Source organism: Oerskovia sp. 140933, from assembly GCF_059651515.1.
The window spans coordinates 66,340-88,369 of record NZ_JAMXIO010000017.1 but is presented as its reverse complement, the minus strand read 5'-3'; the positions used below and the strand labels follow the sequence as shown (position 1 = coordinate 88,369).

Below are 22,030 nucleotides of genomic sequence, written 5' to 3'. Positions count from 1 at the left end.
CAATTGGCATTAACTATCAAGCACACTGTTGAGTTCTCAAGCAACCGACACGCACCGAATCCAACCCGTTCCCAGGCCTTCACTCGGGGCAACTTCTCAAACCTACCAGACCGGCCTCTTCGTTTCAAACCCGGCGAACCGGACCGAACATCAAAGACGATCCCCGACGTCAGGTCCTGGAGGCGCGAGGCATCCAGGTCAAGATGTCGGATTTCAGTCCGGGGCAACAGCCACTTCGCGGCGGCTCCGAGGAGCTTCGCAGTGGTGTCTGTCTCTCCCTGCCGGGCTGACTTCCAGAACATTACTGGGGCGTGAACGCTCAGGTCAACCCGCTCCCGCGTGACCCCGGTCACCGCGCACCACGCGCGCTCCCCGGCCCGGCTGTCCCTACCCCCGGCCCGGCTGTCCCTGCCCCCGACCCTCGGCCCGCTCTCGCCCTCCCGCGGCCGCCCGGTACCGCTCCCCCATCTCGCGCACGGCCTCGTGCAGCTCGGGCGGCCCGACGACGTCGAACGGCACGTCGAACATGCCGACCCACGCCGCGAGCCCTCGCCACGACCACGACCCGGCGACCAGGCGCGCCCGGTCCGGCCCGAGCGCCTCGATCACTCCCTGGTCGCCCACCCACTGCGCGAGGTCCTCCGCCCGCGCGTGGAGCACCACCTCGCCCTCGGCCGGCCACCGTGGGCGGGAGAACTGGTGCGCGACGTACGCGGCGACGTCGGGCGCCCTGGCACCGGCGCGCGTGGCTCGCCGACCCTGCACAGCGCCGGCGCGGTCCGGCGCCGCCCCGCGGCCCCCGCCCACCCCGGAGCCGCGCGTCCCCTCCCCCGCCAGGGGCGGCAGGTCGCGCGGCGCGAACCGCGGTCCCGTCGGCGTCCTGGGCGTCATGCGGTCGACGCGGAACGTGCGCCAGTCCTCGCGCTCGAGGTCCCACGCGACGAGGTACCAGCGCCCGCCCCACGTCACGAGGTGGTGCGGCTCGGCCCGCCGCGGCGGGCGGAACGCCGCGTCCCCCGCGCCGAACGTCGGCGACGACCCGCCGTCGTAGTCGAAGCGCAGCACCTCGCGCGCCCGCACGGCGCTCCCCACCGCGACCAGCACGGCCTGGTCCACGACCGGTCGCGCCTCGTCCCGCGAGGACCGCACCGCCGTGACCTCGAGCGCGTCGATCCGTCCACGCAGCCGCGCCGGCATGACCTGGCGGATCGTCGCGAGCGCCCGCTGCGCAGGCTCCTCGATCCCGCCCCCGTGAGCCGTGCGGAGGGCGACCGCGACCGCGACGGCCTGCTCGTCGTCGAACAGCAGCGGCGGGAGGTCTGCCCCCGCGTCGAGGCGGTACCCGCCGTCGGGCCCCTTGGTCGCGCGGACCGGGTAGCCGAGCTCGCGCAGCCGGTCGACGTCGCGCCGCACCGTGCGCGGGCTGACGCGCAGCCGCTCCGCCAGGGCCTCCCCGGGCCAGTCCCGACGGGCCTGGAGCAGGGAGAGCAGGGCGAGGAGGCGGGCCGAGGTCTCGAGCATGCCCCCAGCGTCGCACGAGGTAGCGGACAGAACCTGACCGCTACCCCCGACAAGGTGGAGGTATCACCCACTCCTGGAGGACACCGTGATCCACACCCGCTCCCTCACGAAGGACTTCGTCGTGAGCCGTCACGAGACCGTGCACGCCGTGCGCGGCATCACGCTCGACATCGAGCCGGGCGAGCTCGTCGCCGTCCTGGGGCCCAACGGGGCCGGCAAGACCACGACCCTGCGCATGCTCACCACGCTCATCGCGCCCACCTCGGGCAGCGCGAGCGTCGCAGGGTACGACGTCGTCGCGCACCCCGCGCAGGTCCGTCACCACATCGGGTACGTCGGGCAGGGCAACGCCGCGGGCCACAACCAGCGGGCCGTCGACGAGCTCGTGACGCAGGGCGTCGTCCACGGGCTCGACCGCCGGGCCGCGCGCCGCCGCGCCGACGAGCTGTTCGAGGCCCTCGACCTGACCGCGCTGCGCACGCGCAAGGTCGCGGACCTCTCCGGTGGGCAGCGCCGCCGCCTCGACGTCGCGATGGGCCTGGTCCACGCGCCCTCGCTCCTGTTCCTCGACGAGCCCTCGACCGGGCTCGACCCCCACAACCGCGCCAACCTGTGGGAGCACGTCCTGCGCATGCGCGCCGACGCGCTCGCCTCGACGGGCGACCCCATGACGATCGTCCTGACGACGCACTACCTCGACGAGGCCGACACCATGGCCGAGCGCGTCGTCGTCGTCGACCACGGCGAGGTCATCGCGGACGACACCGCGGAAGCCCTCAAGACGAACCTCGCCGGGGACCGCGTGGTCCTCGAGACCGCCGCGCCCGACGACGGCGCCCGCCTCGCGCAGCTCGTCTCGCGCGCCGACGGGGTCCGGGAGGTCGGGACCGACGAGGCCGCGGCCGACGGCACCCGGGTCACCGCCCGCGCCGCGGACGGACCCGCGCTGCTCCCGGCCCTGCTGCGCGCGGCGGACCACGCGGGCATCGCCGTCGCGACGGCCCAGGTCCACCGTCCCACGCTCGACGACGTGTTCCTCGCGCTGACGGGACGCAGCCTGCGCGAGTCGGGCGCAGCAGACCGGACCAGCACGTCGGGCGCAGCAGACCGGACCAGCGCGTCGGGCGTCACCCCCACCGCACGGACCACCGAGAGCCCGCTCTCCGGGAAGGACGCAGCATGAGCACCGTCGACACCACGACCGGCCCTGCGGCCGGCAGCAACCCGGCAGCCGGCCGCGACCCGGCGGGCACCCGGCGGGGCAGCGCCACGACCGGCCGGGCCGCCCCGCGTCCTCGCGGGCGCCTCGCGAACCTGGCCCGGGACACGACCATCGTCCTGGTCCGCGAGCTGCGGCCGCTGCTCCACGACCCGTTCTCGGTCGTGTTCGGCCTGGTCCAGCCGCTCGTGTTCCTCGCGCTGTTCGGACCCCTGCTCGTCGGCACGCTCAGCGGGCAGGACGGTGGCGCGGCGGGGACGCTCGGCGGCAGCGTCTGGCAGTGGTTCGTGCCGTCGATCCTCGTCATGACGACCCTGTTCGGCACGTCGACCACGGGCGCCAACCTGCAGCAGGAGCTCAACACCGGGGCCCACGAGCGCATGCTCGTCTCACCGCTGTCCCGGCCCTCGCTGCTCGTGGGGCGCGCGCTCAAGGAGATGGTGCCGATCGCGGCGCAGTCCGTCGTGGTCGTGCTCGTGATGCTGCCGTTCGGGTTCGAGCTCTACCCCGTCGGGGCGGTCCTCGGGCTGGTCATGCTCGCGGTCTTCGGCGTCGGCATCGGGTCGCTCAGCTACGCCCTGGCCCTCGCCGTGCGCAAGCAGGAGTGGATGTTCTGGCTCGTCCAGCAGACCCTGCTGTTCCCGCTCATGATCCTGTCCGGGATGCTGCTGCCGCTCGAGACCGGGCCGGGATGGATGCAGGCCGCGGCCCGCCTCAACCCCCTGACCTACCTGGTCGACGCCGAGCGCTCGCTCTTCGCCGGCGACCTGACCTCGTCGGCCGCCGCCTGGGGCTGGGTGGCCGCGGTGGTGACCGCCGCCGTCGGGCTCGCGGTGGGCATCCGGACCATGGTGCGCAGCACCGACTGAGGCCCACGACGGCGAAGGGGTGGCCCGCCGACGGCGCGCCACCCCTTCAGCCGTGCGTCGGCCGGGTGCTCAGGCGTAGTGCTCGCGGAACGCGTCCGTGAGCGTCGGGCCCCCGTCGCCCAGACGCCACACGCTCCACCCGTCGGCCGTCGCCGTGCCCGACGCCGCGATCGCCGCAGCGTCCGGGTGGCGGAAGCGCGCGCCGTCGGTCAGCTCGATGAAGCCGTCCGGGTACAGGACCGCCTCGAAACGCTGCCCGCGCCGCGGGCGCGACCACACGAGCTGGACCGGGTTGCCGAACGACCTGGCGAGCGCGTGCAGGTCCGGGTCGTCGTCCGGGTCGTCGTCCGGGTCGAGGCCGAGCGCCGAGGCCGGCGGCGGCGGAGGTGACGGCACGAGGTCCCGGCCCAACGGGTCGATCGAGCTCAACGCGTCGACCACCGGGACGTTCACCGGCGGCTGGTAGGACAACGGGTCGTACGCAGGCGCCTCGGCCTCGTAGGACTCGCGCGTCAGGACCGACTCGCGCGTCCGGATCGACTCGCGCGTGCGGATCGACTCGCGCGTCAGGATCGAGGCGCGGCTCGGCGTGCGCGACGACAGGGCGTCCGCCGACGACGGGTAGCCACCCGCCGACTCGTCCACCGGGGGCGACGCGAACAGCGGGACGGGCGGGACCGTCGGCGGCTCGGGGGGCAGCGGCACCGAGAGGTCGTCGGGCAGGCCGTGGTCCGCGCCGAGCAGCGGCTCACGGATCGGCTCGAGCGGGCCCGTCACGTCCGCCGACCCCGCGGCGCTCCCGTACACCGTGGCCGACGTCTCCAGCTCCGAGCCCCGGCGGCGGTCCGAGCGCGAACGCTGCGTCACGATCGGCAGCTTGCCCGTGAGCGCACGCCCCACCGCGACCCCCTCGGCGAAGTCCGCCGTGCGCTGCGCCGAACGCGTCGGCTCGATCGCCGAACGCCGCGGGGCCGCGGCAGCCGCAGGTCGGGAGGTGCGCTCGGGCACCAGCGGCGAGACGTCGACGAACCGCCGCCCGTCCGCGCCGTGCATCACGCCGAGCTTGAGGACCGACACCGACGAGCCCGGCTGGCGCAGGAAGTCGAGGGCGTCGACGATCCCGTCCTCCGCGCTCGAGCAGATGACGATCAGGCGGGCCCCCGTCGCGCGGGACGTCGCCTGCGAACGGGTCAGCGGCACGTTGTCGTAGAACGTCGTGACGTCCTGCTGGAAGCGCGCCGCGCCACCCGAGTACCGCCCCGCGAGCTCGGCACGCGTGAGCTGCCCCGCGCGTCCCGCATGGTTCATGGCCCGAGTCAGCGTCTCCTCGGTCAGCTCCGAGACGACCTCGATCACGACCGGCAGCCCTGCGGCGTCGAGCGCCAGCAGGTGCGGCTCCTCGATCGACGCACCCTGCCGGACCGGGAAGATCTGCTCACCGAGCAGCCCGTCCAGGTGCCCGTCGACCACGCGCTGCGCGACCGTGCCGAACCCCCCACCCGCCGGCTGCGACGGGCGGACGAGAACTGGACGTTCGGCGTCCACCTCGAAGAGGGGCATCGTGGGTCTCCTGCGGCTCGGGAAGCGACCTCGAACGCTGCTCGGGACGGCGGCGTTGCCGCATAGCCTACGACGCCCGCGCAAGCGACTCGAACGTGGACGTTTCACCCACTGGACCGGTCGCGTCCAGGCCGTCTCAGTCCGTGGCCAGGCGCTCCTCGACGCGCTCGACCTTCCCTGTCAGCTCCCCCGTCCGACCTGGGCGGATGTCCGCCTTGAGCACCAACGAGACCCGGTGCCCGCCCGCGCCGACCGCCTCGGTCGCACGCTTGACGACGTCCATGACCTCGTCCCAGTCCCCCTCGATCTCCGTGAACATCGACGTGGTCCGGTTCGGCAGGCCCGACGCACGGACGATGCGGACCGCCTCGGCGACGGCGTCCGTGACGGACTCGCCGGCACCGAGCGGGGCGACGGAGAAAGCGAAGATGGCCATGAGGACATCATGCCGCGTCCGGTGGCCGGTGGCCTGGGACCCGCGGTCCCGGGGTCCCGGGTCCGGGGCGCCGCCCGCGGCTCGCCGCGCCGCGCGTCCCCCGCGGCACGTAGCGTGGGGCTCATGCGAATCGGAGCACACGTCGACCAGGCCGACGCCGTCAACCAGGCACGAGCGATCGGCGCCGACCAGGTCCAGGTCTTCCTGGGCGACCCGCAGGGCTGGAAGGGCGCCGAGTTCACCTACCCGGGCGGGGCCGAGGCCCTGCGCGCGGACGCGGCGGCCGCGGGCCTCGACGTCTACGTGCACGCGCCGTACGTCATCAACGTCGCGAGCACCAACAACCGCATCCGCATCCCGAGCCGCAAGTCGCTCCAGAAGATCGTCGACGGCGCAGCCGAGATCGGCGCCAAGGGCGTGATCGTGCACGGCGGCCACGTGACCGCGGCCGACGACGTGGCGGTCGGCTACGACAACTGGCGCAAGGCGATCGACGCGCTCGACGCCAAGGTCCCCGTGCTCATCGAGAACACCGCAGGCGGGGCCAAGTCGATGGCCCGCACGATCGAGAGCATCGGGCGGCTGTGGGACGCGATCGGGGCTGCGGAGGGCGGCGACCAGGTCGGCTTCACGCTCGACACGTGCCACGCGTGGGCGGGTGGGATCGACCTGAGCACCGCCGCCGACCAGGTGCGCGCGGTGACGGGTCGGATCGACCTGGTGCACGCGAACGACAGCCGCGACACGTTCGACTCGGGGGCCGACCGCCACGCGCACTTCGGCGACGGCCTCATCCCGCCCGACGAGCTGGTCGCGGTCGTCGCCTCGGCCGGGGCGCCCGTCATCTGCGAGACGCACGGCGACATGGGCCCGGACATCGCCTGGCTGCGCGCGCGCCTGGGCTGAGAGGCCCGACGGCGCAGCTCACCGCGGGCGTCCGGGGGCGGTGGGCGTCGGCCGAGCATGCGGAGGGCGTCCGTCCTCGGGTCGAGGACGGACGCCCAGCGCATGTCCGGCGAGAGGTCAGCCCGTGTTCTGCAGGCCCGCCGCGACACCGTTGACCGTGAGCAGCAGCAGGTGCTGCAGTCCGTCCTTGTACTGCCCCTCGGCCCCCGAGCGCAGGCCGCGCAGCGCACGGAGCTGGAGCAGCGACAGCGCGTCGACGTACGGGCTGCGGAGCTGGACCGCACGTCCCAGGACGCGGCGCCCCGCCAGGGGCCACTCGCTCCCGGAGATCTTGAGGACCCACTCGCGCGTCAGTCGCAGCTCGTCGAGGATCTTCGCCGCGAGGTCGTCGCGGTCGCCCAGCGCGAGGTAGCGCTCCGCGATCCGCTCGTCGGCCTTGGCGAGGGACATCTCGACGTTGTCGATGAGCGTCGCGAACAGGGGCCAGTCGCGGTGCGCCTCGCGCAGCCGCTCGAGGTCGCCGAACTCCTGGAGCGAGGTGCCCAGGCCGTACCAGCCGGCCAGGTTGATGCGGGCCTGCGACCAGGAGAACACCCACGGGATGGCGCGCAGGTCCTCGAGCGACTCGACCGACAGGCCGCGGCGGGCCGGGCGCGAGCCGATCGGCAGGAGGCCGACCTCCTCGAGCGGCGTAACCTCGCTGAACCACTGCGGGAAGCCCTCGCTGCGGACCAGCGCGTGGAAGTGCTCGCGCGACGCCGAGTCCAGGGCGGCAGCCACGTCGGCGAAGCGCGCGGTCGCCTCGGCGTTGCGACGCTCGACCGACGGCGCGGACGCGAGCAGGGTCGCCGCAGCGACCTGCTCGATGTGCCGGGCCGCGATCGTCGCGTCGCCGTAGCGGGCCGTGATGACCTCGCCCTGCTCGGTCAGCTTGAAGCGGCCGTCGACCGAGCCCGGGGGCTGGGCGAGCACGGCACGGTTCGCGGGGCCGCCACCACGCCCGAGGGCGCCGCCACGGCCGTGGAACAGGGTCAGGTTGATGTCGTGGCGCTGCGCCCACTCGGCGATGCGGCTCTGCGCGGAGTGCAGCGCGAGGGTCGCGGACACCGGACCGACGTCCTTGGACGAGTCCGAGTAGCCGAGCATGACCTCGACCTTGCGGCCGTTCTCGGCGAGCCGACGCTGGACCTGGGGCAGCTCGAGCGAGGCCTCGAGGATCTCGACGCTCGCCTCGAGGTCCGCGAAGGTCTCGAACAGGGGGATCGCGTCGATGACGGGGGCGTCGTCGGCGCCCTCGAACGCGAGCTCGGCGAGCTGGTAGACAGCGGCCAGGTGCTCGGGCTTCTGCGTGAACGACACGATGTAGCGGCGCGCGGCACGCACGCCGTAGCGCTGCTGGATCGAGCCGATCGCACGGTAGGTGTCGAGGACCTCGCGCGTGCGGTCGGACAGCGTGCCGTGCACACCGTGCTCCGCGATCTCGGCGAGCGCGGCCTCGTGGACCTGCGAGTGCTGGCGGACCTCGAGCTCTGCCAGGTGGAACCCGAAGGTCTGCACCTGCCACACGAGCTGCTGCAGGTCGCCGTACGCGGCCCGGGGCGCGCCCGCGTCGATGAGCGAGTCCTGGACGACCCGGAGGTCGGCCTCGAGCTGCTCGGGCACCGCGTAGGCGAGGTCCGCGTCGCGCAGTCGCGTCGCGGTGATGCGGCGCGCGACGACGAGCATGACCGCGCGGTGCGGCTCGCCGGGGGACTCGGCCGCGGCCTCGGCCGTGATGGCCTCGGAGAGCTGACGCTGCTTCTGCCACAGCGAGCGCAGGCCGTCGGACGCCGGCGTGCCCTGCTCGTCGAGCGTGAGCGTGCGCCCGATGCGCTGGGCGGCCTGCTCGAGGGCACGCAGGGCGTGGTCGGCCGCGATGGCCGCCGCCTGGCGCGTGGTCTCCGCGGTCACGTTGGGGTTGCCGTCGCGGTCGCCGCCGATCCAGGTGCCGAGGCGCACGAACGGTGCGGCCAGCGGTCGGTCGTGGCCGGCCTTGTCGGCCAGGAGCCAGTCGTCGAGGCGGCGGTAGACGGTCGGGAACACCGAGAAGAGGGTCGCGTCGAACACGCTCATCGCGGTGCGGACCTCGTCGAGCGGCGAGGGCTTCGCGGCGCGGATCGGGGACGTGCGCCACATGGCGTCGATCTCGGCGAGGAGCTTGCGCTCGTTCTCGGCGAGCGAGGCGCCACCGTAGGGCAGGGTGTCGCGCTCGGTGAGCAGCGCGGACAGGCGACGGATGGACGCGGACACGGCCCGACGGCGGGCCTCGGTCGGGTGCGCCGTCAGGACCGGGCGGAACTCGAGCCGCTGGAGTCGCGCGAGCGCCTCGTCGTGGCCGACCTCGTCGGCGAGCTGCGTGAAGGCCTCGGGCAGCGTGTCGTCGACGACCGACGGGGCCAGCTCGGCCTCACGGTCGTGCAGGACGCGCACGCGGTGGTGCTCCTCGGCCAGGTTCGCCAGGTGGAAGTACACCGTGAAGGCGCGGGCCACCTGCTCGGCGCGCTCGTGGCTGAAGCTCTCGACGAGACGCTCCGCCTCCTCGAGCGCTGCGTCGGCGTGCTCGCCGTACGCGCGGATCGAGAGCTCGCGCAGCCGCTCGACGTCGTCGAGCAGCGCGGGATCCCCCGACTCCGTCAGGACCGTGCCCAGGAGACGGCCGAGGAGGCGCACGTCGTCGCGCAACGGCGCCGGGACCTCGTGCCGTGCGCCCGTGCGGCCGTTGCCGTCGGTGGATGCGGGGGGAAGGTTGTCTGTCACGGGTCCGTAGCCTAGGCGCTCGGCGCCGCGGCGTGTCGAGGACGTCTGCCTGGTGGTCGGTCGCCGGGCCGTGGGCATGCTCGGGCTCGGGGCCGGGGCCGGGCAGCACGACGCCCGGGCGAGGAGTCCTCGCCCGGGCGTGCGACGCCGTCGGGCCGGAGAGGCGGCGGCGCTGCTGCCGCCCCGCTCGCCCGAGAGGGGTCAGTGCGTGAAAGCGCCCTGCCACACCGTGTCGAACGGTGCGTGCGAGCTCACGCGCGCCTCGATCGCCTCCGTGACGATCTGCTTCGCGGTGGCGACGGCACGCTCGACGTCGTTGCCCTTGGCGAGCTCCGCCGTGATCGCCGCGGCGAACGTGCAGCCCGCGCCGCTCACGCGCTCCTCGCCCACCTTGGGGACCGAGAAGACCGTGATCTCCTGGCCGTCGAACAGCACGTCGACCGCGTCCGGCCCGGGGAGCTCGACGCCACCCTTGACGACCACGAAGTCCGGACCCAGGGCGTGGATGCGCTCGGCGGCCTCCACCAGGTCGTCGACCGACTCGATCGTGTCCATGCCGGACAGGACCTTGGCCTCGAACACGTTCGGGGTGATGACGGTCGCGAACGGCAGGATCTTCTCGCGCAGCGCGGTGTCGGTGTCGAGGGCGGCACCCGGCTCCTGGCCCTTGCAGATGAGGACCGGGTCGAGGACCACGTGGTGCCAGCGCTTGCTCGCGAGCGACTCCGCGACCACGTCGATCGTCGCAGGCGTGCCGAGCATGCCGATCTTCACGACGTCGAGGTCGTAGGTGGCGTTCGCGGCCTCGAACTGGTCCGCGATGACCTGCGGCTCGACCGGGACGAACCGGTGGCCCCAGTCGTTCTTCGGGTCGAACGACACGATGCACGTCAGGGTCCCGACGCCGTAGACGCCCAGCTCCTGGAACGTCTTGAGGTCGGCCTGGATACCGGCTCCCCCGGTGGCTTCCGATCCGGCGATGACGTACGCGAGGTTGACCATGGTGCTGCCTGTGTCCTTCGAGGAAGAGTGGTGGGACCGGGCCTGGCCCCCGGGAAAGCCTACGCCGACCCCGCACCGGGCCCCACGAGCACGCCGTCACCTCCCGGGGCGCACCAGCTCCGCCTCGTACGCGAGGATCACGAGCTGGACCCGGTTCGTGAGCCCCACCTTGGTCAGCAGGGACCGCACGTGGCTCTTGACCGTCGCCTCGGAGAGGTACAGCTCCTCCCCGATCTCCTTGTTCGACAGCCCGCGCGCGACGGCCAGCAGCACCTCGAGCTCGCGCGGCGTCGCCAGCTCGAGGCCGGACCCGGCCCCGGGCGCGCTCGCGACGCCCGACCCCGCGTGCCAGTCCGAGAGCTCGACCCAGCGCTCGATGATCCGGCGCGTGACCCCGGGGTCGAGCAGGCTGTCGCCCGCCCGCACGCGGTGGACAGCGCTCACGAGCGACTCGGGGTCGGCGTCCTTGAGCAGGAACCCCGCGGCCCCGGCCCGCAGCGCGCCGTACACGTACTCGTCGTCGTCGAACGTCGTCAGGACGAGCGTGCGCACACCCGCGAGCGCCGGGTCCGCGGAGATCCGGGCTGCGGCGTCGATCCCGTTGAGGTGGGGCATGCGCACGTCCATGAGGACGACGTCGGGCAGGAGGGCGCGGGCCATGCGGACGCCCTGGACGCCGTCGGCCGCCTCGCCCACGACCGTGATGTCGGGCTCGTTGTCGAGGATCATGCGCAGGCCCAGGCGGATGGTCGCCTGGTCGTCGACCACGACGACGCGCACGGGTTCGCTGAACGGCCGGCTCTCCGCGACGACGTGCAGGGGCACGGGGCCGCGTGGCCGCCCGGGTGGCGCGACGCCGTCCGGACGGGGGGACGGGACGGGGCCGTGGGTCATGGGGTCTCCCGGGGCAGGACGGCCTGGACGCGCCAGCCGCCGCTCTGGTCGGGTCCTGCGGACAGCGTGCCGCCGCAGGACAGGGCTCGTTCGCGCATGTTCAGCAGGCCGTTGCCGCCGTGCAGGTCGGGGTTGTCCGGCAGGGGTGGCCCGGGGTCGCGGACCGCGACGCGCACGTACCCGGGCGTCGCGACGATCTCGAGGCTCAGGCGCGGGGCCAGCGAGTGCAGCAGCACGTTGGTCAGGCCCTCCTGGGCGATGCGCACGACGGCGAGGCTCACCTCGGGCCGCAGGTCGCCCAGGTCGTCGGGCAGGTCGAGCTCGACGTCCCGCCCGGCCTCGGTCAGGCGGGCGGCCGCGGCCCGGACGTCGTCGAGCGCGGGGGCGGGGGCGAGCTCGAGCGCCTCCCCGGTCTCGCGGCGCAGCACGTGCACGACCGATCGCATCGAGGTCAGCGCCTTCTTGCCCTCCTCCGCGATCCAGGTGACCGCCTCGGCCGGGGCCTGGGGCTGGTTGGGCGCGACGCGGTCCGCGGCCTGCGCCCGGACGACGATCGCGGACATGTGGTGCGCGACGACGTCGTGCAGCTCGCGGGCGATGCGCGTGCGCTCGGCGTGCACCGCCTGCTGGGCCAGGGCCCCCTGCAGGGCCGTGAGCTCCTCGTTGCGCTCGCGCAGGGTCTCGCCCGTGACGGCGATGCGCCGGACCATCCAGCCGAGCGCCACGGCCGCGAGCGCCAGGGCGACCGTCGTGAGGATCCCCGAGGGCGACGACATGCTCATGAGCTCCCAGTACCCGTACCAGTGCAGGCTGCTCATGTGCAGCGACCAGCCCGACAGGACGACACCGAGCGCCGCGAGCGGAGGGGGCACTGCTCCCTCGCGGGTCGCGCTGAAGCCCGCGAGGAGGAGCGGGACGAGGTGGAACTGGTTGCTCAGGGCGTCGTCCTGGAAGAGCGGGTAGAACGCCGCGGTGACCCAGAACGCCCCACCGGGCGCGATCCTCCTCAGGGCCAGCGTCAGGACGAGCCAGACGCCGGTCCACCAGTACGACCGGATGTCCCGGGGCATCCAGTAGTCCCCCTGGTACATGAACCAGACTCCGCCGAACCAGACCAGCCCGACCGCGAGCGCGACGAGGAGGTCCTGGGCCCACTCGGGCGCACGGCGGGAGGGCTGCACGCACCCACCGTAGCGAGGGCGGCCCCGTGGGCGAGTCCGCCCTGGGGCTGGTGCCCGACGGCGCCGCGTCCGCCCCGGGGACGAACCCACCCGGGCGGGGCGCGCCCTGCGGACCGGGCAGGTCCGCCCCGAGGAAGGATGCCCCGGCCGGGCTCGTGCGGCGAGGGTCGAGGCATGACTTTCGACTCCCCTCCCCCGCCGCCCCCTGCCCCCGGTCCGTGGGACGCGCACCCCGGCGGCCGTGCGCCGACGGGCACCGTGCCACCCTTCGACAGCCTGCTGGCCGCGCCCGACGGCCGCCCCCGCGCCGGGGGCGGCGCCCGGGACGCCGGGCGGGGGCGAGGGCCCGGGCGCGCCCGGGAGTCGGGCAGGTCACCGGGCCGCCCGGCACGGCGGCGCCGGACCCCCGCGGACCGCGTGTACGCCGCGGTCGTCGTGATCGGGCTCGTGGCCTGCGGGGTCTCGGCGTACGAGCTGCTCACGACCGACTCCTCGTCGAATGACCCGAGCACGGGGACCGCGTCGGGCAGGGCGCCAGGAGCAGGGCCGGGCGCGGCCGTCGGCGAGGCCGCGGAGGGCCCCGCGGGCGAGGCTCCCGCGACCGGTCTCGACCCCGAGCTGCAGCGCCGGTTCGAGCAGGCGCGGGCGCTCGCGGCCGAGGACGGGGTCGAGCTGACCCTGGTCTCGGGGTGGCGGTCGGCCCAGGAGCAGGAGCAGGTCGTCGAGGACGTTGTCCGCAAGCGTGGCTCGCGCGAGGAGGCCGAGCGGTGGGTCCTGCCGCCCGAGGCCTCGGCGCACGTGGCGGGCACGGCGATCGACGTCGGGGCCACCGAGGGTGCGCTGTGGCTGGGTCAGCACGGCGAGGAGCTGGGGCTGTGCCGGACCTACGCGAACGAGATCTGGCACTTCGAGGCAGTGACCGAGCCCGGTGGGACGTGCCCCCCGATGCACGAGGACTCGCGCGTGGGCTGGGAGTGAGCAGGGTGCGGGGCGGTCAGGCGGGCCGCTCGGGCCCCGCGGGCCCAGCGGGCCCCGCAGGCCCCGCAGGCGTGACGGACCCAGCGGGCCCGGCGGGCTCGGCGGGCTCGGGCGCCGCGAGCATCTCCGGGGCGCTGCGCACCAGCAGCCACGCCGGCAGGATCGCGAGGCACAGGACGGGCAGCACGCCCACGTCCCCGACGACCGCGACCGCGACGAACAACGCGATCCACCCGTCGCGGCCCACGGCCAGGACCACGCCCAGGACCCCGCTCGCGACCGACAGACCGAGCGGCGCCCCCGGGAAGGCCGCGTTGACGGCCACCCCGGCCGCGACCCCGATGAACACCGCGGGGAAGATCCGCCCGCCCCGGAAGCCCGCGGCCGCCGCGACCACGAGCGCCACGAGCTTGACCGCGACGATCAGGACCAGGTTCGCCGTCGAGAGGTCGGCGCGCTGCTGGACCAGCTCGAACGACTGCTCGGACCCCTTGAACAGCGTGAGCGGACCGCCGATCGCGCCCAGGACTCCCAGGACCACGCCGCCGAGCGTGACGTACAGGACCGGGTTGCGCAGGCCGTGGAAGAACCGGTGCACGTGCGGGAACGCGATCACCCCCAGCAGGGCGACGCCCGCGGCCGCGGTCGCGACCGCGAGCGAGATCCCCACGTCGCCGATGTCCGGCACCCCGAGGTCGGGGACGTCCATCGAGCCGAACGGGCGCCCGAACGCATCCATGGTCATGGCGCCCGCCCCCGCCGACACGAGCGGGAGGAACAGCCGGTCGAACAGCGGCCCACCCCGGGGGAACCCCGCGACGACCCCCGTGAACACGAGCGCGGCCGCGACGGGCGTCCCGAACAGCGCGCCGATCGTCGCGGCCGCGGCCAGCATCACGACGAGGTCCGTGGGCACCCGGGGCCACAGGCGCGCGACCAGGGCCACGAGCAGCGCGGTGTTGATCGCGATGATCGGGTTCTCGGGCCCCAGGCTCACGCCGCCCGCCAGGCCCAGGACCGTGACCACCACGAGGCTCGGCAGCACCCGGAGCGGCAGCGGGGGCGCGATGAGCTCGGTCGTCGCCGAGTCCCGGCCCCCGTGCCCCGGCACGAGCCACACGACCAGCCCCACGAGCAGGCCCGCCCCGGTCAGCATCCCGAAGATCCACCAGCGCGAGTCCGGGTCCACGCCCAGCGCCCCGGGCAGGTCCGACCACAGGGCGTCCTCCGCGGCGGCGGACAGCTGGTCCAGCCCGTAGAGCACGAGCGCCGAGACGATGCCGACGAGCACCGCCGGGACGCACAGCCTCAGCAGCGTGCCCAGGGCGGGGCCGTCCCGCGGGCCCACGCCACCGGGCACCGGGCGGGAGGAGGTCGCGTCGTCGTCGCGCGCGGGCATGCGCCCAGCGTGGCACGCACGCGGTCGGTGCGCGCCCTGGGCCCTGGCGCACGGGAGTGGCCGGCGAGGAGGGCGCCCGGGCGGTCGCTGCACCCTCCGGCCCGACGGCGCAGCATCAGCCCCAGGGCTGATCCCGCCCCTCGCGGACCGCACCCTGAGGCGAGGGCGACTGCCGCCGTCGGGCCGATGTACCCGCCCGCTGCGCCTGGGAAGGTCGGGGCGTGACCCTCCGCACCGCGCACGCCTCGCGCGCCCGACGGCCTGCCTGGGCCGCCCCCTGGCCCGACGCGACCGCGCGCGCGACGGCCGCAGCGGCGGCCGACCGGCGCCGGGCCCGCGGCGTGACCTACGGGATCGTGCTCGCTCTCCTGCTCACCGCAGCGGTCCAGGTCGAGGTCTGGCCGCTCACCGCCTACCGGCTCTTCAGTGCCGTCCGGACCGACACCAGCACGGTCCTCGACCTCGTCGCCGAGACCGCCGACGGGGACGTCACGGTCCTCCCGGCCCACCCGGCGGAGCCCCTGACGACCACGGCCAGCCAGTACCGGACCCTCACGACCGCGCCGCCCGAGCGCCGCCACGCGATGGTCACGGCCTGGCTGGACCTCGCCGGGATCGACACCGCGACCGTGAGCACCGTCCGGCTCGACAGGACCGTGCGGACCCTGGAACCCGGCACGGACCGGTGGGTCGTGCGGTCGCGCGAGACCGTCCTCGAGGTGGTCCCGTGACCGCGACCACCGGTCCGCCGCTGCGCCGGGCCGCGCGCGCCGTCGACCGGGCCCTGCTGGCCCCCGGGCCCGCCCACCGGCTGCTCGAGGTCCGCACGCTGCTCGCGCTCGTGATCGGGCTGCGCCTGGCCACGCGCGACTGGACCGCGATCGCCCTGCGCCCCGCCGTGCTCACCGACCACGTCAACGTCATGGGCTGGCTCGTCGTGCCCCCGCCCGCCTGGCTGCTCGTCACGGTGCAGGCCGCGGGTCTCGTCGGCGTCGTGCTCGCCGTCGGGCGGACCCGGGGACGAGCCGGCCTCGTGCTCGCCTGGTGCGCGTACACCGCGCTCGCGGCCCTGTGGGGCAGCTCCGGGAAGGTCATGCACTACGACGTCCTGACCGTCACGGTCGCGTTCGCGCTGCTCCTCGCCGCCGACCCGCCACGCGCCCGGACCGTCGAGCAGAGCACCCCGTGGGGGTGGCCCCCGCGCGCGGCGCTCGCGGCCCTCGCCACGGTGTACTTCCTGACCGGGGCGCAGAAGCTGCGGCACAGCGGCCTCGACTGGGCCCTCGGCGACAACATGTCGTGGGTCCTGCGCCAGGGCTGGGTCGGGTCGCCGTTCGGCCCGGGATGGGTCCAGGCCGTCGCCGACCACCCGTGGCTCCCGCAGGCGCTCGCGGGCGGGGCGCTCGCGCTCGAGCTCACGGCCCCCCTGTGGCTCGCGGTCCGCAGCACGCGGATCCCGTTCGTGCTCGCGGTCGCCGCGATGCACGGCAGCATCTGGGCGTTCCTCGGGCTGGACTACTCGGCGTGGGTCCTGACGGCCGCAGCCGTCGCCGTGCCCATGGCGCTGCCGCCGGGACGCCGCCTGCTGGGCGGGCCGGGGTCGCGGGCTGCGGGCAGTCGGACGGGCAGTCGGACGGGCAGTCGGACGGACGACGACGAGGTGCGGCCGTCGGAGGTCCCGGTCTCCCGGTGACCACGACGGCCGCACCTCGCGCCGTAGGTCTCGGCGGTCGGGCACCCGGCCCCAGGGAGCCCCGGGGAGCCTCAGGCCGTACGACGCAGCCGGGCGCCCAGGGCGTAGGCCCCGACGACCGCCGCCGCGGCGACGAGCACGACGTCCTTGAGCACGTACTGCCCGAGCAGCGTCATGCCGGACCCGAAGAGCTCGTCGAAGAACAGGGCGGTCGGGGCGAGGATCCCGACGAACGCGCCGGCCATGACCACGAGCCCCGCGCGCAGCCAGTACCCCGTGACGAGGGTGAGCCCGATGAAGCACTCGACGACCGCGGTGAGGACCACGGCGACCGTGCCGTGGACGAGGCCGAGGGTCAGGGTGTCGATCGTGCGCTCGGCCACGACCTCGGCCGGGCTGGCGCCGGGGAAGAACTTCAGGGCCCCGAAGCCCAGGAAGACCAGGCCGAGCGCGACCCGCAGAGCGGGCACGGACCAGCGGGTCAGGAAGCGTGCGAGGGCGTCGACGGCGTCGCTCACGGAGGTCGCGACGGAGCCGCGGCGGGAGAACGCCGGACCGTTGACGGAGAGGGTGGACATGGACGTGCCTTTCAGGTGGTGGTGGGTTGTCGGCGCCTCGTCGTCGGGCGCACACCCAGAGGGAGCCACCCCCGTCCTGACGTGATGCGGGCCACACCGGCTTTCACCCGGGTGCGGCAGGCCACCACCCGCCGCACCCGGCGCCCGCTACCGGCCGAACATCTGCGCGAACGAGGGCACGCCGTCGAACATGCCCGTCGTGGTGCGCGGCTCGCGGGCCGCGACCGTGGTCGCGAGCTCCTTGGCCGCCCGGCGGATGCGCGCCGGGAGCGGGCCGGCATCGTGCGTGCCGTCGCCCTCGGCGGCCCAGTCGTCCGTGGCCGCGAAGACCGACGTCGTCACGACGTCCGCGTGCAGGTACGTGAACAACGGGCGCATCGAGTACTCGACGGCCAGCGAGTGGCGCGACGTGCCGCCCGTCGCGCCCAGCAGCACGGGCATGCCGTGCAGCGAGTCCTTGTCGAGGATGTCGACGAACGACTTGAAGAGCCCCGAGTAGGTGGTCGTGAACAGCGGGGTGACCAGGACGAGCGCGTCGGCGCCCGTGACCTTCTCGATCACCTCGGCGAGGTCGCCGCTCGCGAAGCCCGTGAGCATCGCGTCGGTGATGGCGTGGGCGACGTCGCGCAGCTCGACCGTCGTGACCTCGGCGGGCACGCCCAGGTCGCCGAGCTCGGCCGCCGTGGCGGCGGAGAGACGGTCGGCGAGCAGGCGGGTCGAGGACGGCTGGCCGAGGCCTGCGGAGATCGCGACGATCTGGCGAGCGGTCATGAGGTGGTGCTCCTGGTTCGTGAGGGATTCTGCGGGTGTGCCGCACGACGGGCGGTCGTCGGCGTGGCCGGTGGTGCTGCGGGCCGGGCCGCCCCTGGCCACGGGGGCGGCCCGGCCGCTCGGGGGGTCCCCCGGGCGGGTGCTCGGTCAGAGACCGAACGCCGACCCCTTGCGGGGGGTGCCCTCGACGGCTTCGGCTGCCTGGATGTCGTCCTCCGCGGTCCTGCCCGTCCAGTGGTCGGCGGCCGCGACGACCTGCTCCGCGACCTTGCCCTCGGCGCGGGCCTTCGCGACGCGCTGGGCGTGGCTCGGCGGGTCGCTCGGGACGTGGGCGGGACGCTTGGCCTCCATCTCCTTGCGGAGCACGGGGACGACCTCGCCGGCCAGCAGGTCGATCTGCTCCAGGACCGTCTTGAGCGGCAGGCCCGCGTGGTCCATGAGGAAGAGCTGGCGCTGGTAGTCGCCGACGTGCTCGCGCATGGCGCCGTAGCGGTCGATGACCTCCTGCGGGCTGCCCACGGTCAGCGGGGTCTGCGCGGAGAAGTCCTCGAGCGACGGGCCGTGCCCGTAGACGGGCGCGTTGTCGAAGTAGGGCCGGAACTCGCGGACGGCGTCCTGGGAGTTCTTGCGCATGAAGACCTGGCCGCCGAGCCCGACGATCGCCTGGTCGGCCTTGCCGTGACCGTAGTGCTCGAAGCGCTGGCGGTAGTACTGGACCATCTGCTTGGTGTGGCTCATGGGCCAGAAGATGTTGTTGTGGAAGAAGCCGTCACCGTAGTAGGCGGCCTGCTCGGCGATCTCCGGGGTCCGGATGGAGCCGTGCCACACGAAGGGCGCGACGCCGTCGAGCGGGCGCGGCGTGGCCGTGAAGCCCTGGAGGGGCGTGCGGTACTTGCCCTGCCAGTCCACGACCTCCTCCTCCCAGAGGCGGCGCAGCAGCGCGTAGTTCTCGATCGCGAGGTTGACGCCCTCGCGGATGTCCTTGCCGAACCACGGGTAGACGGGGCCGGTGTTGCCGCGGCCCATCATGAGGTCCATGCGGCCGTCGGAGATGACCTGGAGCATGGCGTAGTCCTCGGCGATCTTCACCGGGTCGTTCGTGGTGATGAGCGTCGTGGAGGTCGACAGGATGATGTTCTTCGTCTGCCCGGCGAGGTAGCCGAGCATGGTCGTGGGGGACGACGGGACGAACGGGGGGTTGTGGTGCTCACCCGTGGCGAACACGTCGAGGCCGGCCTCGTCCGCGTGCTTCGCGATGGTGAGCATGGACCGCACGCGCTCGGTGTCGTTGGGCGTGCGACCGGTGACGGGGTCGGTGGTGACGTCGCCGACGGTGAAGATTCCGAACTGCATGGGGGGTGCTCCCTCGTCCTACAAGTTGATGCATTTGCATGTACTTGGAGGAGAACCGAGAGGGTCCCGCGGTTATTCCCCGGCGGACGGGGTGGCGTGGGTCACGCGGTGCCCGACGGCGCGAAGGACCGTCACGCAGGGCGTGGCGCGTACATGACGACCGCGACCCCCGCGAGGCACAGCAGCGCCCCCGCCACGTCCCACCGGTCCGGGCGGAACCCGTCGACCACCATGCCCCACAGCAGGGAGCCCGCGACGAACACGCCCCCGTACGCCGCGAGGATCCGCCCGAAGCTCGCGTCCGGCTGGAGCGTCGCGAAGAACCCGTACAGCCCGAGCGCGACGACCCCCGCCCCGATCCACACCCACCCCTTGTGCTCGCGGACCCCCTGCCAGATCAGCCACGCGCCGCCGATCTCGAAGAGTGCGGCCGCGCCGAACAGCAGGATCGAGCGCAGGACGGTCACGGTGGTCTCCTCGGGTCAGGGGCACGGGCGGGGGCAGGAGCAGCGGCGACGCCGCAGCACCTACGCGAGCGCCGCGACCGCGAGCGCGCCCGCGACCACGGCCAGCGGCGCGAGCACGAGCCCCTGGCGCACGAGCGGCCACCAGCCGACGACCTCGCGGAAGCCCATCCAGTGCCGCGAGCACTGTATCCACCAGAGCACGGTCGCCACCGAGGCCCACGGCGTGACGAGCGGGCCGGCGTTCACGCCGACGAGCAGGGCCGCGAGCCGGGCGGGGTCCCCCGCCGCGGCGGGCTCGAGCGCGAGGTAGGCGGGCAGGTTGTTCACGACGTTGGCCGCGACGGCCCCCGCCCCGGCGACCTGGAGAAGGTCACCGGTCCCGGTGCCGGTGCCCGCGAAGCGCGCGAGCAGGTCGCCGAGCCCGTGGACCTGCCAGGCCTCGACGGCCACGAAGAGCGAGCCGATGACCAGGACGGTCCGCCACGGCACGAGCTCCCCGACGGGGGCCACGAGGTCGCGCCGCCGCACGAGGGTCGCCGTCAGCAGCACGAGCGCCCCGGCCACGGCGACGACGGCCACGGGCAGCCCGACGGCGAAGCACACCCCGAGCCCGACCGTCACCAGGGCGGCGAGCGGCAGGAGCACGACGTCGCGCTCCTGCGTCAGCGGCTGCGCGTCGAACGTCCCGCGCAGGTCCCGGTGGTGGGCGACGAACAGGTAGCCCACGGTCACGACGATCACCACGAGCGCGGGCAGCCACATGGTCGCGGCGTACGGGACACCCGGCTGGAGACCCGCGAGGCGGTGGGCCGCGAGCAGGTTCGTCAGGTTGGACACGGGCAGCAGCAGCGACGCGGTGTTGGCGAGGGCGAGGACGGTCAGCGCGAACGGCAAGGGCCGGGACCCGGTGCGGCGCGCGATGGTCAGGACGACGGGCGTGACCAGCACCGCCGTGGTGTCGAGCGACAGGACGACCGTGCAGGCGGTCGCGAGCAGCACCACGAGCCCCCACAGGCGCAGCCTGCTGCCCCGGGCGAGCCGCAGCGCCCAGGAGGCGGCGGCGTCGAACAGGCCGGCGGCCGCGCACATCTCCGCGACGACGGTGATCGCGACGAGGAACAGCAGGATCGGCCCGACGCGTCCCGCGAGCCCGCCTGCCGCGTCGAGCGGGAGCCACCCGGCGACCACGACGAGCACCGCGAGCACGACGGCGGCCGCCCACAGGGGCACCCGAACCCGACGACCTGGCACGCCGCCCCCTCCCCCGCTCGCAGCCCCCTCGCCCCTCGCCCGCGCGCACGGGTTACCTACGAGCGGCTCGGCCACTATCGCACGCGCCGCCCGTCCGCCCCGGGCGTCGTGCACTGTCGCGCGGGGCCGTCAGCGGGCAGAGTCGGGGGTATGACGGACGGGACACGGTTGCTGGTGCTGGGCGGGACGGAGTTCGTGGGGCGGGCGGTGGTCGACGACGCCGTGGCCCGCGGCTGGGACGTCACGGTGTTCCACCGCGGCACGGGCGAGGCCCCGCACGGCGTGCGCGTGCGGGGCGGCGACCGGACCGCCGTCGGGGGCCTGGACGCTCTCGCCGAGGGCGAGTGGGACGTCGCGGTCGACACGTGGTCGTGGGCCCCGAGCGCGGTGCGCGACGCCGCGAACCTGCTCGACGACCGCGTGGGTCGCTACGTGTACGTCTCGAGCCGGTCGGTGTACACGTATCCCACCGAGGCCGGGGCCGACGAGGAGGCCCCCGTCGTGGAGGCCTCGCCCGACGACGGCGCCGACGTCGACTACGCGCGCGCCAAGCGCGGCGGCGAGCTCGCGGTCGAGGCCGCGTTCGGGCACCGGGCCGTGCTCGCGCGGGCCGGTCTGGTCCTGGGGCCGCGGGAGAACGTCGGGCGCCTGCCCTGGTGGTTGCAGCGCATCGCCCGCGGCGGGCCCGTGCTCGCCCCCGAACCGAGCGCCCTGCCGCTGCAGTACGTGGACGCCCGCGACCTCGCGGCGTTCGTGCTGGACGCGACCGAGCAGGGGCTGAGCGGGCCGTTCAACGTCGTGAGCCCCAGCGGCCACGCGACCATGGGCGAGCTGCTCGACGCGTGCGTGGCCGCGACGGGATCGGACGCCGAGCTGCACTGGACCGCGCCCGACGTGATCGAGGCCGCGGGCATCGCGCCGTGGACCGAGCTGCCCGTCTGGCTGCCGCCGGGCGAGCTCCACGACACGCTGCACCGCGGCGACGTGTCGCGCGCGGTCGGGGCGGGGCTGCGCAACCGGCCCGTCGAGGAGACGGTCGCGGACACGTGGGCGTGGCTGCAGACCCTGCCCGACGGCGCCGCCCCCCACCGCGCCGACCGCCCCCGGGTGGGGCTCGACCCGGAGAAGGAGGCGCGGGCGCTCGCGCTCTGACGGC

At 74.4% G+C, this 22,030-nt stretch carries 20 protein-coding genes; 7 read left to right on the top strand and 13 right to left on the bottom strand.

Translation table 11 applies throughout. From position 1 onward, the window contains the following. Positions 1-387: 387 nt before the first annotated feature. Complete coding sequence (locus tag NHG27_RS10965) at positions 388-1,521, bottom strand: helix-turn-helix transcriptional regulator (RefSeq protein WP_497016323.1); 1,134 nt, start codon at positions 1,519-1,521, stop codon at positions 388-390. Between the two features lie 85 nt (positions 1,522-1,606). Between NHG27_RS10965 and NHG27_RS10960 the strand changes: the two genes are divergently transcribed. Then, positions 1,607-2,704: an ATP-binding cassette domain-containing protein gene (locus NHG27_RS10960; RefSeq protein WP_497016322.1), complete on the top strand. Its 1,098-nt coding sequence runs from the start codon at positions 1,607-1,609 to the stop codon at positions 2,702-2,704. Continuing rightward, a complete protein-coding gene (locus tag NHG27_RS10955; protein ID WP_497016321.1) occupies positions 2,701-3,609 on the top strand; it encodes an ABC transporter permease in 909 nt (302 codons plus the stop codon). Before NHG27_RS10960 ends, NHG27_RS10955 begins: the two co-directional genes overlap by 4 nt. A 69-nt stretch (positions 3,610-3,678) precedes the next feature. Here NHG27_RS10955 and NHG27_RS10950 read toward each other — a convergent pair whose 3' ends face one another. Next, positions 3,679-5,169 carry a restriction system modified-DNA reader domain-containing protein gene (locus NHG27_RS10950; protein ID WP_193719385.1) on the bottom strand — a complete coding sequence of 497 codons (1,491 nt, stop codon included), beginning with the start codon at positions 5,167-5,169 and terminating at the stop codon, positions 3,679-3,681. A gap of 136 nt (positions 5,170-5,305) precedes the next feature. Continuing rightward, entirely contained in the window at positions 5,306-5,605 is a 300-nt protein-coding gene (locus NHG27_RS10945; RefSeq protein ID WP_193719386.1) for an MTH1187 family thiamine-binding protein, read from the bottom strand. Between the two features lie 123 nt (positions 5,606-5,728). Here NHG27_RS10945 and NHG27_RS10940 point away from each other — a divergent pair, with 123 nt between their 5' ends. Continuing rightward, positions 5,729-6,511, top strand: a complete 783-nt coding sequence (locus tag NHG27_RS10940) for a deoxyribonuclease IV (RefSeq protein ID WP_497016320.1) — start codon at positions 5,729-5,731, stop codon at positions 6,509-6,511. A 117-nt stretch (positions 6,512-6,628) separates the two neighbouring features. Here the strand turns inward: NHG27_RS10940 and NHG27_RS10935 are convergent, their stop codons facing one another. The 4 genes from NHG27_RS10935 to NHG27_RS10920 all read right to left on the bottom strand — a co-directional run bounded on the left by NHG27_RS10935 (position 6,629) and on the right by NHG27_RS10920 (position 12,384). Continuing rightward, positions 6,629-9,307 (bottom strand): phosphoenolpyruvate carboxylase, encoded by a 2,679-nt coding sequence (locus NHG27_RS10935; protein ID WP_497016319.1) that lies wholly within the window; start codon positions 9,305-9,307, stop codon positions 6,629-6,631. 201 nt (positions 9,308-9,508) lie between these two features. Further along, positions 9,509-10,309, bottom strand: a complete 801-nt coding sequence (gene thiD / locus NHG27_RS10930; RefSeq protein ID WP_193719389.1) for a bifunctional hydroxymethylpyrimidine kinase/phosphomethylpyrimidine kinase — start codon at positions 10,307-10,309, stop codon at positions 9,509-9,511. Between the two features lie 96 nt (positions 10,310-10,405). Then, complete coding sequence (locus tag NHG27_RS10925; protein ID WP_193719390.1) at positions 10,406-11,203, bottom strand: response regulator; 798 nt, start codon at positions 11,201-11,203, stop codon at positions 10,406-10,408. Beyond that, complete coding sequence (locus NHG27_RS10920; protein ID WP_497016318.1) at positions 11,200-12,384, bottom strand: sensor histidine kinase; 1,185 nt, start codon at positions 12,382-12,384, stop codon at positions 11,200-11,202. The genes NHG27_RS10925 and NHG27_RS10920 overlap by 4 nt, the downstream gene beginning before the upstream one ends. 174 nt (positions 12,385-12,558) lie before the next feature. Between NHG27_RS10920 and NHG27_RS10915 the strand changes: the two genes are divergently transcribed. Then, positions 12,559-13,362 carry a M15 family metallopeptidase gene (locus tag NHG27_RS10915; protein WP_497016317.1) on the top strand — a complete coding sequence of 268 codons (804 nt, stop codon included), beginning with the start codon at positions 12,559-12,561 and terminating at the stop codon, positions 13,360-13,362. 16 nt (positions 13,363-13,378) lie between these two features. Here the strand turns inward: NHG27_RS10915 and NHG27_RS10910 are convergent, their stop codons facing one another. Beyond that, the gene (locus NHG27_RS10910) at positions 13,379-14,761 is read right to left on the bottom strand and encodes an ion channel protein (RefSeq protein WP_497016316.1); all 1,383 of its coding nucleotides are present in this window, start codon (positions 14,759-14,761) and stop codon (positions 13,379-13,381) included. A 221-nt stretch (positions 14,762-14,982) separates the two neighbouring features. Between NHG27_RS10910 and NHG27_RS10905 the strand changes: the two genes are divergently transcribed. Further along, complete coding sequence (locus NHG27_RS10905; RefSeq protein ID WP_193719394.1) at positions 14,983-15,492, top strand: hypothetical protein; 510 nt, start codon at positions 14,983-14,985, stop codon at positions 15,490-15,492. Further along, the gene (locus NHG27_RS10900) at positions 15,489-16,454 is read left to right on the top strand and encodes an HTTM domain-containing protein (protein WP_497016315.1); all 966 of its coding nucleotides are present in this window, start codon (positions 15,489-15,491) and stop codon (positions 16,452-16,454) included. Before NHG27_RS10905 ends, NHG27_RS10900 begins: the two co-directional genes overlap by 4 nt. A gap of 71 nt (positions 16,455-16,525) precedes the next feature. Here the strand turns inward: NHG27_RS10900 and NHG27_RS10895 are convergent, their stop codons facing one another. From NHG27_RS10895 to NHG27_RS10875, 5 genes are all read right to left on the bottom strand, one after another. Then, on the bottom strand, positions 16,526-17,032 hold the full coding sequence (locus tag NHG27_RS10895; protein WP_193719396.1) for a DoxX family membrane protein: 507 nt from the start codon (positions 17,030-17,032) through the stop codon (positions 16,526-16,528). A gap of 147 nt (positions 17,033-17,179) precedes the next feature. After that, positions 17,180-17,803, bottom strand: coding sequence for an FMN reductase (locus tag NHG27_RS10890; protein WP_193719397.1), 624 nt, complete (start codon positions 17,801-17,803; stop codon positions 17,180-17,182). Between the two features lie 147 nt (positions 17,804-17,950). Further along, positions 17,951-19,156: an LLM class flavin-dependent oxidoreductase gene (locus tag NHG27_RS10885; protein WP_193719398.1), complete on the bottom strand. Its 1,206-nt coding sequence runs from the start codon at positions 19,154-19,156 to the stop codon at positions 17,951-17,953. A gap of 131 nt (positions 19,157-19,287) precedes the next feature. After that, a complete protein-coding gene (locus NHG27_RS10880; RefSeq protein ID WP_497016314.1) occupies positions 19,288-19,623 on the bottom strand; it encodes a YnfA family protein in 336 nt (111 codons plus the stop codon). A gap of 60 nt (positions 19,624-19,683) precedes the next feature. After that, on the bottom strand, positions 19,684-20,874 hold the full coding sequence (locus NHG27_RS10875; protein WP_497016313.1) for an SLC13 family permease: 1,191 nt from the start codon (positions 20,872-20,874) through the stop codon (positions 19,684-19,686). A gap of 150 nt (positions 20,875-21,024) precedes the next feature. On the opposite strand from NHG27_RS10875, the gene NHG27_RS10870 reads away from it, so the two are divergent. Beyond that, on the top strand, positions 21,025-22,026 hold the full coding sequence (locus NHG27_RS10870; protein WP_497016312.1) for an NAD-dependent epimerase/dehydratase family protein: 1,002 nt from the start codon (positions 21,025-21,027) through the stop codon (positions 22,024-22,026). Positions 22,027-22,030 lie beyond the last annotated feature (4 nt).

What these genes read in the sequence shown, in the direction of transcription:
- NHG27_RS10965 (WP_497016323.1), bottom strand. Translation starts at nt 1,521, where the DNA reads ATGCTCGAGACCTCGGCCCGCCTCCTCGCCCTGCTCTCCCTGCTCCAG.
- NHG27_RS10955 (WP_497016321.1), top strand. Translation starts at nt 2,701, where the DNA reads ATGAGCACCGTCGACACCACGACCGGCCCTGCGGCCGGCAGCAACCCG.
- NHG27_RS10950 (WP_193719385.1), bottom strand. Translation starts at nt 5,169, where the DNA reads ATGCCCCTCTTCGAGGTGGACGCCGAACGTCCAGTTCTCGTCCGCCCG.
- NHG27_RS10945 (WP_193719386.1), bottom strand. Translation starts at nt 5,605, where the DNA reads ATGGCCATCTTCGCTTTCTCCGTCGCCCCGCTCGGTGCCGGCGAGTCC.
- NHG27_RS10940 (WP_497016320.1), top strand. Translation starts at nt 5,729, where the DNA reads ATGCGAATCGGAGCACACGTCGACCAGGCCGACGCCGTCAACCAGGCA.
- thiD (WP_193719389.1), bottom strand. Translation starts at nt 10,309, where the DNA reads ATGGTCAACCTCGCGTACGTCATCGCCGGATCGGAAGCCACCGGGGGA.
- NHG27_RS10925 (WP_193719390.1), bottom strand. Translation starts at nt 11,203, where the DNA reads ATGACCCACGGCCCCGTCCCGTCCCCCCGTCCGGACGGCGTCGCGCCA.
- NHG27_RS10915 (WP_497016317.1), top strand. Translation starts at nt 12,559, where the DNA reads ATGACTTTCGACTCCCCTCCCCCGCCGCCCCCTGCCCCCGGTCCGTGG.
- NHG27_RS10910 (WP_497016316.1), bottom strand. Translation starts at nt 14,761, where the DNA reads ATGCCCGCGCGCGACGACGACGCGACCTCCTCCCGCCCGGTGCCCGGT.
- NHG27_RS10895 (WP_193719396.1), bottom strand. Translation starts at nt 17,032, where the DNA reads ATGTCCACCCTCTCCGTCAACGGTCCGGCGTTCTCCCGCCGCGGCTCC.
- NHG27_RS10890 (WP_193719397.1), bottom strand. Translation starts at nt 17,803, where the DNA reads ATGACCGCTCGCCAGATCGTCGCGATCTCCGCAGGCCTCGGCCAGCCG.
- NHG27_RS10885 (WP_193719398.1), bottom strand. Translation starts at nt 19,156, where the DNA reads ATGCAGTTCGGAATCTTCACCGTCGGCGACGTCACCACCGACCCCGTC.
- NHG27_RS10870 (WP_497016312.1), top strand. Translation starts at nt 21,025, where the DNA reads ATGACGGACGGGACACGGTTGCTGGTGCTGGGCGGGACGGAGTTCGTG.